This is a genomic window from Rhizobium sp. SVR5-9E, from assembly GCF_056755095.1.
The window spans coordinates 43489-53727 of record NZ_JBNDHS010000041.1; the positions used below are offsets into that span (position 1 = coordinate 43489).

Consider the following 10239-nt stretch of genomic DNA (forward strand, 5'->3'; position numbering starts at 1 on the left):
ATCATGTCCTCAGGCTGAATGGTGCTTAAAGAACGGAGTGTTGGCCGGTGCGCCGATCAATGGATCCAGCTCGGCGTCGAGATGCAGGACGGAGATCGATGCGCCGGCCATTTCCATCGAGGTTGCGAACTCGCCGACCCAGACATGCTTGGCCTTCACGCCGCGCTCCTCAAGAAGCTGGGAGACGCGCCGGTACAGAATGTAGAGCTCTTCCATCGGCGTGCCGCCGAGGCCATTCACCAGAACCGCGACCTCGTCGCCGCGCTGGTAGTCCTGCTCGGCGAAAATGCGTTCCATCATCTCATCGATCACGTCGTCGGCGGTAGCGAGCTTCTTGCGGCTGATGCCGGGCTCGCCGTGAATGCCCATTCCGATTTCCATCTCGTCATCGCCGATCGAAAACGTCGCATGTCCGATCTCCGGCACGACGCAGCTGGAAAGGGCGACCCCCATCGTGCGGGTGCGCAGTCTCACCTTATCGGCGATGCGGGTTACTTCCTCCAGCGAAAGGCCTTTTGCGGCAGCGGCGCCGGCGGCCTTGTAGACGAAGAAAATGCCGGCGACGCCGCGGCGCTTGTGCTCCTCGCCGACCACGGAGGAGGCGACGTCATCGTTGCCCACCACCTGTTTGACCTGGATGCCGTCGAGATCGGCGAGTTCGGCGGCCATGTCGAAGTTTATGATGTCGCCGGTGTAGTTGCCGTAGATGTATAGAACGCCGGCGCCTTGGTCGATGGACTTGGTAACCTGCAGCATCTGCTCGGCACTCGGCGACTGAAAGACGCCACCAACGGCTGCTCCGTCCAGCATGCCGTCGCCGACATAACCGAGGAACAGCGGCAGATGGCCGGAGCCGCCGCCCGTGGCGATGCCGACCTTGCCGGCCTTCGGCTTGGCGGTCACGAGGCAGCGCTTGTCATCCGCGACGTAGGTGACGTCGGGATGAGCCTTGTAGATACCCTCGAGCATTTCATCGACGAAATTGACCGGATCGTTCAGAAACTTCTTCATGGATTCCTCTTTGATTGGGATTTTATCGTTTGCGCTGGCGGGTCACGAAGAACGCCGCGGCCAGAAGGATGAAGCTTCCGACCACCAGCCGCTGCCAGGTACTTGGGATGCCGACCATGACGAGTACACTGTTGATGACCACGACCAGTAGAACGCCAAGGACGGTGCCTAGCACTGTGCCGGTGCCACCGGTAATGCGCGCCCCGCCAAGCACGACGGCGGCGATGACGTTGATTTCGGTGCCGACCAGATCGAAAGGATTTGCCTGGCGGTTGGCGCAGACATGGATGATGCCTGCGAGCCCGGCTAGCGCGCCGGCATAACCGAACAGGAAGATGTGAACGGTTTTGAGGTTGTAGCCCAGACGGCTTGCGATATTGGCATTGCCGCCCATCGCAAAGATTGCGCGGCCCATCAGGGTTCGGTTCAAGATCCACCAGGTAATGACGGCCGCCACAGGCAGGATCAGAAAGTAGACCGGCAGCGTGATCAGCGCCCCGTTGGCCGCCTCTAACTGAAAGAGCGGCATGCGGCCGAAGGCGCCCATCTGCGGTGGCAGCGACATGATCCAGACCGTGCCGATGAAGGACAGGAGAAAGCCTCGGAACAGATATTGCGTGCCGATGGTGACGATCAAAGACGGCACGTTGAGATGATGGACGAGCAGGCCGTTGACGATGCCGAGCACTGCTCCGCCCGCCGTCGCGATCAACAGGATCGCAACGATCGGCATGCCCGGGAAATGGTTCAGGACCAGCACGGTCATGGAATACATGGTGGAAGCGGCGATGGCGGTAAACGAAACATCGATGCCACCGGCGGCCAGAATGATGAATACACCGAGCGCAAACAGCCCCATGACCACGCTGGCACGACCGATATCGACCAAGGTCGATGGCTGCAGGAAGTCGGGGTTGATCACGGCAACGATGAGGCAGATTGCCACCAGCAGAAAGAAGGTAATCGATTCCGGACGCTTACGGATGAGCTCTCCAAGGCTGAAGGAACGGCTGGTGGCGGAACCTTCCTTAAGCTCCTCGACCTGTGACGCTGTCATTGGGCATCCTCCGTCTTGGAAGTCAGCATGGCTTTGTAGAGCTGATCTTCTTTTGCCTCTTCGCCGCCGAACTCCGCCACGATGCGTCCGCTGTTCATCACCAGGATACGGTCGCAGTTCTGCAGGAGTTCGGGCAGGTCGTCGCTGACGATGATAAGACCCATGCCGGCCTCCGCCAGAGACTGGATGGCACGATAAATCGTGTCCTTCGATCCGACGTCGACACCAACGGTCGGTCCATGCAGCACGAGCAGCTTCGGGGCGATGGTGAGCCACCTGCCGATCAGAACGCGCTGCTGGTTGCCACCGGAAAGCGCTCCGACCGGCAGATCGAGATCCTCGGTATTGAGCCGCATTTCCTCCGAAAGCCGCGCTGCGATGGAGCGGCCCTCGCTCTTGTCGACGACACCCAACCCGTTGCTGAGCTTGGTGACGATCAGAGCGATTTCGTTCTCGAAAATTGACTTGTCGAGAAACAGTCCTTCCGCCAGCCGATCTTCCGGAACGTAGCCGATGCCGTGGGCAATGGCGTCACTTGGGCGACGAATGGAAACCCTTTTGCCCTCGAGCGTCAGCGAACCGGACGTCGCCGGTGCGACACCGGTGATCGCCAGAGCCAGCTCATTTCGGCCGGAATCGGCAAGTCCGGTAATGCCCAGGATCTCGCCCTTGCGGAGGGTAAAATCGATGTCTTCAAAGCCTGTGGAGCGGAGCGCGTTTGTCTTGAAGAGCTCGGAAGCACCAGGCTTACCGGCGCGGTAGCGCTCGGCGTCGATGAGCCGCCCGGTCATCAGTTCGGAAAGCTGGGTCTTGGTATAGGTCTCGATCGGACCTTGAGCGACGCATTGCCCATCGCGAAAGACGACGGCATGGCCGCCGATACGGTAGCATTCGTCGAGCTTGTGCGTGACGAAAAGCACCGCCACGTTCTCGGAGCGCAGCCGGTCGACCACGCGGATCAGATTGTCGACCTCTCGCCTTGTCAGGGAGGTCGTCGGTTCATCCATAATGACCAGTTTGGCCTGGGTCGCTATTGCGCGTGAGATGGCAACCAGCTGGCGCGCTGCCAACGGCAGCTCGGCGACGATGGTATTCAGAAATGCGCGATCGGTCGGCAGCCCGACAGTTGCAAGCGCCTTCTCTGCCGTCTGCCGCAAGCGTGTCCGGTCGAAGAGCCTGGCAAGCCTGCCGTTTGCTCGGACGAGCTGCTCGTTGAGGGCTACATTCTCCGCCACTGTCAAGTTGGGGAGCAGGGACAGGTCCTGATAGACGGTCTCGATGCCCGCACTCAACGACTGAATCGGCGTCAGCGAGGAGAAGGTCTGGCCGTCGAGCACGATCTCGCCACTGCTGGGCTCGATTGCGCCGGACATGATCTTGATGACCGTGCTCTTGCCGCAGCCGTTCTCACCGAGAAGATGATAGGCCTGGCCGAGTTCCAGCGTGAGGTTGATGCCGCGGAGGGCATGCACGCCGCCGAACCATTTCTGGATGTTGCGCAGCTCCAGGAAGCGGCTCGAGCGCGGTTCGCTGTTCGGGTTTGCCGACACGTGGAAATCCTCTGTCAGAAATTCCTGCCGCAATTGATGCGGCAATGCATGACGACCGGGGACCTCGTGAACGAGATCCCCGGCTGGCTTGGGAGTGCCATTAGAAGAGGTGGTCTTTATAGGTGGCCTTATCGGCCAGAACCATGCCATTGCCGATGACGAGCAGGCCTGCCCCAGGCCCCTTCTTCACCGTCACCTTGCTGTAGCCCTCGACGCCGAGGTCCATGCCGTCCGTCACTTCCTTCTTGGCCAGCAGCAGCTTGGCGACGGCATTCATCGCCATGCCGGCCTTCTGCGGGTCCCAGAAGCCGATCGCCGTGATCGCGCCGGATTCGAGGAGATCGGCGGAGGGATTGGGCAGGCCCGTGCCGACAAGGCACACCTTGCCCGTCAGGCCGGCCTCGTCGATTGCCCGGCCGACGCCGAGAACGTCGTTGCCGGCGGAAGTCTGGAAGCCCTTGATGTCGGGGTGCTTGCGCAGGATCTCCTTGGCCTTCTCGTAAGTGCCGTTCGCATCGTCGAAGGACTCATTGTTCGGATCGACAAGCTCCATGTCCGGATATTGCTTGGCGTTTTCCTCACCCGCGCCGACCCATTGCATATGGGTGCGGCTGCCGAGCGAACCGACGAAGGTGGTCCATTTGCCCTTCTTGCCCATGCACTCGGCGAGACGCGCGTTAAGCGCCTTGCCATAATCGGCATTGTCGAAGGCCTCGACGTCAGCGTTGGTGTTCATCTGGTTGTCGGCCTCATGGGTGACGACCACGACACCGCGATCCATCGCGCGCTTGAGGGTTCCCTCCAGAACGGCCGGGTCCATCGGCACGACGGCAAGCGCGTTCACGCCTTTGGCGATCAGGTCCTGGATGATCTGCAACTGCTGGGCGGAATCGGCGGTTGCCGGGCCGCTTTGGCTCGCGACGACATCCGGGTTGGCTTTGGCGAACGCGTCGACGCCGGTGTTCATGCGGTCGAACCACGGAATGCCGCTGATCTTGACGACGGTTGCGATAACCGGCTTTTCCTGCGCCACCAGAGTGCCCGCAGATCCGGCCAGAAGAGCCGCTGCGAACACGGATCCGGCCAAGCGCCGCTTCGATTTCATGTTCATGATTTCCTCCACGCTAGAACTCCCTCAGATTTTACGTTCTGGTGCTCGAGGGATTGGCACCCGAACCAACCCGCTGGCGATTGCCGCGGAACAGGAAGCCGACCAGGTCATGGCGACCGATGGCAAGAAATGCCAGAAGCAGCAGGCCCCAGGCGAAATCGCGCACGAAGTTGGAAAGTCCGCCGAAGTTCAGGAGGCTGGACATCAGCTGCAGGGCAATGGCGCTGAGCACGACGCAGATCACACGGCCATAGCCGCCCTCCGGCTTCACGCCCGCCATGACCGCAATCAGGATCGCGATCAGCAGATATGAGCTGCCGTAGTCGAACTTCACGTTGACATTGCGCGCAGCAATGATGATGCCCGCCAGCCCGGATAGCGTGCCGCTCATGGCATAGGTCGCGACAAGCACCGCGTTGCGGGGGAAGCCGGCATAAACGGCGGCTTTGGGATTGGTGCCCATCAGCATCAGCCACAGGCCGTAGGGCGTGAATTTCAGGGCTGCGGCGATCAGGGCGGCAACGCCTGCAAAGATGAGAAAGCTGATCGGCACGCCGGCAAACATGTCGTTGCCGATGCGCGACAAAAGGTCGGGACTTCCGACGGTCACGGCCTTTCCGCCGGAGATGACGACCGCGAGCCCGGTGAAAGCCATCTGGGTGCCGAGCGTGCACAGGATCGGCGTGATGTTCAAACGCGAAATCAGCAGGCCATTGATCACTCCGCCGGCAAAACCGGCTGCGAGTGCGACGAGCATGAAGGCGAGGCTGAACATCAGCTGGCTTTCGCTGCTTGACAGGAATGACCCGACGATGACGGCCGACAGCACGCCCGACATATTGGCAAGCGCGATACCCGAGAGATCGATGCCGCCATTGCCGGCGCACATCGCCAACATCACACCAATGGCAAGCAGTCCGATTTCAGGCACCTGGCTTGCCATCGACTGCAGATTAAAAAGCGAAAGGAACGACCCATCGGATATTGCCGCGCCCAGAACGAGCAACAGGCAATTGATGGCAACGAGCATGACCAGCTGTCCGCCAGTTCTGCGCATGGTCTCCTCCCATGTTTAGTAAACTTAGCTATGCTTTACTAAAAGAGTTAGCAAAGGAAAAACCGCTTAGCAAGGGGGTTTTGGCGGATTTGGATTGCAAGGCACGCGATTTTACCGTAACGCTGGGCGCAAGCAGCGACATCTGTTTACTAAACAAGAGCCGCCCGATATTGCATTTTTCGTATTTTTTAAGAGCAGCATGAACGTGAAAAAGACCCTGACGATCCGCGACATCGCGACCGTAGCGGGCGTTTCTCCCGCCACGGTATCTCTGGTGCTGAATGGCAAGGGCGATATCTCAGGAGTTACGCGCGCGCGCGTCTTGGAAGCCGTGGCCAGCCTCAACTATGTGCCGCGCAGTGCCAAAGGCGGAAGCGAGCCGACCGACACGCTTCGATTTTTGAAAATCTCCAAGCACGGTCACACGGTAAACCGCGATCACAGCGTCTTCATCTCGGATTACATAGACGGGATGTCGGCGGAAGCGACCCGGCGGAACTACACGCTGGAGGTCGTCAGCTTCGAGGGGCAGCCTATCAGCACCGTGGCCGAATCCCTGGCCGGGGCGCCGATCAACGGCGTGATCGCACTCGGGACGGAACTTTCCGAAGCCGACATCCGCCTCATACAGGGCCTGGGGTTTCCCACCGTCTTCATCGATACGTTCTACGACATCGTGGATGCCAATTTCGTCGACATGAACAACGAAGACGCGGTCTACAAGGTCTTGTCGCGTTTTCAGGCAAACGGGTTCAACCGGATCGGCTTCGTCGCCAGCCATGTCGACACGACCAATTTCCGGCTTCGCCGGGATGCCTTCTTCAAGAACATGGCGCGGCTTGGACTTAAGGTCAGGGAAAGCGACGTCATCTCGATCGAGTCGACTCATGAGGGCGCCTACACCGACACGCGCGCGCTGCTGGAAACCGGGATCGACCTGGCTGAATGCTATTTTTGCACGAACGACATCATTGCTTACGGCTTTATCAAGGCATTGAAAGAGTTCGGTATTCGCGTTCCCGACGAGGTTTCGATCATCGGTTTCGACAACCTGCCTCAAAGTGCGACGATCGAGCCGCCGCTGACCACCATCGAGGTCTCCAAGCGCAAGATCGGGTATCTCGCAGTAACTGTGCTTGACGATCTGATCAATGCGGCCGATCCACAGCCGCCGGTCAAGGTCCTTGTCGGCGCCGAACTCGTTGTCCGGTCAAGTGATTCCCGCTCTGAACCGCAGGCGGAGCGCCGGCAGGGGAGCCAGAGGTCGGGCACGCGCAAAAAACAGTCGGCGAACTAGCCGGCGCAAAGTCTTTGGCTGGCATCCGAATGGAGGAGCTTTAAATGCCATCCCTTGCCTTCATCCATACCGTACCCGATCTCGCAGCCACTTTTCGCCCGCTTGCTGCAGCCGTCCTGCCCGACTGGTCGAGTTTCAACATCGCCGATGAAAGCCTTCTGAAAAACACGATCCGGGACGGCGCGCTTTCGGTAAAGACCATGCGAAGGCTCAGCCAGTATATATTCCTGGCAACGGAGGGCGGCGCGGATGCCATCGTTGTCACCTGTTCCTCGCTCGGCGGTGCAGTCGACCTGATCCGACCGCTATCGTCAGTTCCGCTCTTTCGTATCGATCGAGGCATGGCGATCGAGGCTGTCCGTCAGGCAAAACGGATCGGCGTCCTTGCGACGTTGCCAACGACGCTGGAGCCGACAAGGGCGCTCCTGGAAGAGACGGCCGCGACCGCAGGAAAAGACTGCGAAATCAGGTCCCGCCTGTGTGAAGGCGCATTTGAGCGGCTCGCGATGGGTGATCGGGCAGGGCACGATCGCCTTGTCATCGACGGCTATCGCGATCTTGCCGTATCCGTCGAACTCGTCGTCCTGGCGCAGGCTTCGATGGCACAGGCGCTTTCATCCGCCAACGAGGCGCCGGATGTTCCCGTTTTGACAAGTCCGCAACTGGGCATGGCCCATGTCGCCGGCCTGCTCGCCGCGCTTTGAGACCAGATCCGGAAATTTCACTCAGCATTTTCATCCAGGAGTTACGCAATGGAATACAGGACCCTTGGCCGTTCCGGCCTGAAGATTTCCGCCATTACGATGGGTACATTTTCTTTCGGAGGCGTCGGCCCTTTCGCGATGGTTGCGAACCAGGATGCCAAGGATGCGCGGCGGCTGATCGATTGCTGCATCGACGGCGGCGTCAATGTCTTCGACACGGCCAATATGTATTCGCTCGGGCGCTCGGAGGAGATTCTCGGAGAGGCGCTGGAAGGCAAGCACGATCAGGTCTTGATCTCTTCAAAGGCGCGCATGCGTATCGGAGACGGGCCAAATGACGAAGGCGTGTCACGCTATCATCTGATCCGTGAATGTGAGCGAAGCCTCAGGAGGCTCCGCACGGATCATATCGACATCTACTTCATGCACGAATGGGACGGTTTGACGCCGCTGGAGGAAATGCTCTCGGCGCTCGACATCCTGATGAGACAAGGCAAGATCCGTTACATCGGATGCTCGAATTATTCCGGCTGGCACATCATGAAAACACTGGCCGTCGCGGATGCCAGGAACCTTCCGCGTTTCGTGACGCAGCAGATCCATTACACTTTGGAAGCGCGGGAAGCCGAATACGAACTGCTGCCGATATCGGTCGATCAGGGATTGGGTGTCATGGTCTGGAGCCCGCTCGCCGCAGGCCTGCTATCGGGGGCTTTCGACCGTGACCGGGCTCCGGAACAGTCGCGCCAGGCGGCCGGCTGGACGGAACCGCCAATCCGTGACCAGGAGCGCCTCTGGCAAATCGTCGATGTGCTGGGCGATATCGCCAAGGCACGTGGTGTCAGCGTTGCGCAGGTTTCGCTTGCGTGGACGCTGACGCGCCCAGGCGTCTCTTCCCTCGTGGTGGGCGGGCTGTCCGAACAGCAGTTCAAGGACAATATCGCCGCGGTCGATCTGAAGCTTTCTGCGGAGGAACTCGAAAGGCTCAACGTGGTCAGCAGGCCGGCCTATGTTTATCCGTATTGGCACCAGCATAACTTCGCCAAGGACAGATTCAGCGAAGGCGACTGGGCGCTTCATTCGAGCTATCAGGACCTCGGCGCTGTCTAGGCGATGATGGAAGCGACGCAGAGCGAGGCTTTCGAAGTCAACCGATTGAGCAGCGATCTCCCCGCATTCAACCGCGTCGGCTCGTCATTGACACGCTAACCGCCCCAGACGACTGACTGCTCATGCCGCTTGATAAGGTGCTTCAGATTGTCGAAGCCCATGCGAATATGGCGTGCGAAGTTATCGAGAGCGGGTGTCCGCGGAGCATCGGAGCGCTTCAATAGGCCGAGTGCGCGTTCGGGATGCGGGATGGAGACAGGCAATGCGGTGATGGATCTGTCGTTGCGCTGTGCAAAGACGACGCTGTGCGGCAGGACGGTCAGGGCATCCGCTGCCTTCATGTAGTTGACGACGCTCATGAGTGAGCCGCCGGAATAACGAATCTTGATTTCAGTTGCGCCGAAAGAAAGCAGCATGCTGCGCAAGTCCGCGAGAAGCGGACTACCTGGTGGTGGCGCTACCCAAGGATACTCGAGCAAATGCGCCGGCTGCAGCCGGCGTTTCAGGAGCAATGGGTGCGTCACGCGACAGGCGACGACATTGCGTCCGGGCAGGATCTGCTGGAACTCCAGCCCCGATCCCTCGTCCAGAATATCGATCGGGCAAATGGCGATGTCGATTTGGTCAGCCTTGAGTGCTGCGCGCAGATCGGGGAAGTAACCATAGGACTGGTCGATGCGCACGTCCGGATGAAGATTTTGAAACTCCGCGATCATGCCGGCGATCAGCGCATCCATGAAGAAGGGCGTACCGCCGACCCGCACGACGCCACTGTTGCCGACGCGAAAGCTCGCAATGACATCCGATGCCTTGCGTGACGCCGAAAGCATCGTCTGTCCATGATCGGCGAGCGCCCGTCCGAGCGGCGTCGGCTGCAGTGGACGGCGTCCCTTGATGAAGAGGGGCTCGCCGATCCTGGCTTCCAGCATGGAAAGTGTACGCGAGACGGCCGGCTGCGAGAGGCCTAGCAGCGCCGCTGCCTCGGTGACGCCGCCGGTTTTAACCACCGCGGCGAGTTGGATAAGGTGGCGTTCGTCTATCTTCATAACGATATGATATATTAAACAAGAATAAAATCATCTCATCGTCGCGATGTTGCGCTAACTTCTTCTCCATTACCCATGCCTTGGGAGGAGACGCATGACGCCGGGTCCGATGGCGCTGAATTTCAGCGAGACTACCTCGTCTGAGATTTTCGCACAGCGACTTCTGCAATCGAACGACGACATCCTGCCACAAGTCTTGGCGGTGGCGGTCGCGCATCTTCATGCGATCATCCGCGAGTTGCGGCCTACGCAGGCCGACTGGCGCAAGGTCATCGAATTCCTCACCGATGTTGGGC

10 protein-coding genes are annotated in these 10239 nt (G+C 59.7%); 4 read left to right on the top strand and 6 right to left on the bottom strand.

Features of this window, described 5'->3' with window-relative positions; genetic code table 11:
* Nucleotides 1-9: 9 nt before the first annotated feature.
* The 5 genes from ACPYOJ_RS18835 to ACPYOJ_RS18855 all read right to left on the bottom strand — a co-directional run bounded on the left by ACPYOJ_RS18835 (nucleotide 10) and on the right by ACPYOJ_RS18855 (nucleotide 5786).
* On the bottom strand, nucleotides 10-1011 hold the full coding sequence (locus ACPYOJ_RS18835) for a dihydroxyacetone kinase subunit DhaK (protein WP_481417614.1): 1002 nt from the start codon (nucleotides 1009-1011) through the stop codon (nucleotides 10-12).
* A 22-nt stretch (nucleotides 1012-1033) separates the two neighbouring features.
* Complete coding sequence (locus ACPYOJ_RS18840) at nucleotides 1034-2068, bottom strand: ABC transporter permease (RefSeq protein WP_481417615.1); 1035 nt, start codon at nucleotides 2066-2068, stop codon at nucleotides 1034-1036.
* Nucleotides 2065-3618, bottom strand: a complete 1554-nt coding sequence (locus ACPYOJ_RS18845) for a sugar ABC transporter ATP-binding protein (RefSeq protein WP_481417616.1) — start codon at nucleotides 3616-3618, stop codon at nucleotides 2065-2067. The genes ACPYOJ_RS18840 and ACPYOJ_RS18845 overlap by 4 nt, the downstream gene beginning before the upstream one ends.
* Nucleotides 3619-3718: 100 nt before the next feature.
* On the bottom strand, nucleotides 3719-4723 hold the full coding sequence (locus tag ACPYOJ_RS18850; RefSeq protein ID WP_481417624.1) for a substrate-binding domain-containing protein: 1005 nt from the start codon (nucleotides 4721-4723) through the stop codon (nucleotides 3719-3721).
* A 37-nt stretch (nucleotides 4724-4760) separates the two neighbouring features.
* Entirely contained in the window at nucleotides 4761-5786 is a 1026-nt protein-coding gene (locus tag ACPYOJ_RS18855) for an ABC transporter permease (RefSeq protein WP_481417617.1), read from the bottom strand.
* A 199-nt stretch (nucleotides 5787-5985) separates the two neighbouring features.
* Between ACPYOJ_RS18855 and ACPYOJ_RS18860 the strand changes: the two genes are divergently transcribed.
* Genes ACPYOJ_RS18860 through ACPYOJ_RS18870 form a run of 3 tightly spaced genes read left to right on the top strand, consistent with a single transcriptional unit; the run spans nucleotide 5986 to nucleotide 8897 of the window.
* Nucleotides 5986-7083 (top strand): LacI family DNA-binding transcriptional regulator, encoded by a 1098-nt coding sequence (locus ACPYOJ_RS18860; protein WP_481417618.1) that lies wholly within the window; start codon nucleotides 5986-5988, stop codon nucleotides 7081-7083.
* Between the two features lie 44 nt (nucleotides 7084-7127).
* Nucleotides 7128-7787 (top strand): aspartate/glutamate racemase family protein, encoded by a 660-nt coding sequence (locus ACPYOJ_RS18865; RefSeq protein ID WP_481417619.1) that lies wholly within the window; start codon nucleotides 7128-7130, stop codon nucleotides 7785-7787.
* Between the two features lie 48 nt (nucleotides 7788-7835).
* Nucleotides 7836-8897 (top strand): aldo/keto reductase, encoded by a 1062-nt coding sequence (locus ACPYOJ_RS18870; protein ID WP_481417620.1) that lies wholly within the window; start codon nucleotides 7836-7838, stop codon nucleotides 8895-8897.
* 95 nt (nucleotides 8898-8992) lie between these two features.
* Here the strand turns inward: ACPYOJ_RS18870 and ACPYOJ_RS18875 are convergent, their stop codons facing one another.
* A complete protein-coding gene (locus ACPYOJ_RS18875; protein ID WP_481417621.1) occupies nucleotides 8993-9943 on the bottom strand; it encodes a LysR family transcriptional regulator in 951 nt (316 codons plus the stop codon).
* Between the two features lie 94 nt (nucleotides 9944-10037).
* On the opposite strand from ACPYOJ_RS18875, the gene ACPYOJ_RS18880 reads away from it, so the two are divergent.
* Nucleotides 10038-10239: dioxygenase (locus tag ACPYOJ_RS18880; RefSeq protein WP_481417622.1), on the top strand; the 202-nt coding region annotated here is incomplete at its 3' end.

Excerpts from the sequence above, each read along its gene's own strand:
- ACPYOJ_RS18855 (WP_481417617.1), bottom strand. The coding sequence starts at position 5,786 with ATGCGCAGAACTGGCGGACAGCTGGTCATGCTCGTTGCCATCAATTGC.
- ACPYOJ_RS18875 (WP_481417621.1), bottom strand. The coding sequence starts at position 9,943 with ATGAAGATAGACGAACGCCACCTTATCCAACTCGCCGCGGTGGTTAAA.
- ACPYOJ_RS18835 (WP_481417614.1), bottom strand. The coding sequence starts at position 1,011 with ATGAAGAAGTTTCTGAACGATCCGGTCAATTTCGTCGATGAAATGCTC.
- ACPYOJ_RS18860 (WP_481417618.1), top strand. The coding sequence starts at position 5,986 with ATGAACGTGAAAAAGACCCTGACGATCCGCGACATCGCGACCGTAGCG.
- ACPYOJ_RS18840 (WP_481417615.1), bottom strand. The coding sequence starts at position 2,068 with ATGACAGCGTCACAGGTCGAGGAGCTTAAGGAAGGTTCCGCCACCAGC.
- ACPYOJ_RS18870 (WP_481417620.1), top strand. The coding sequence starts at position 7,836 with ATGGAATACAGGACCCTTGGCCGTTCCGGCCTGAAGATTTCCGCCATT.
- ACPYOJ_RS18865 (WP_481417619.1), top strand. The coding sequence starts at position 7,128 with ATGCCATCCCTTGCCTTCATCCATACCGTACCCGATCTCGCAGCCACT.
- ACPYOJ_RS18850 (WP_481417624.1), bottom strand. The coding sequence starts at position 4,723 with ATGAAATCGAAGCGGCGCTTGGCCGGATCCGTGTTCGCAGCGGCTCTT.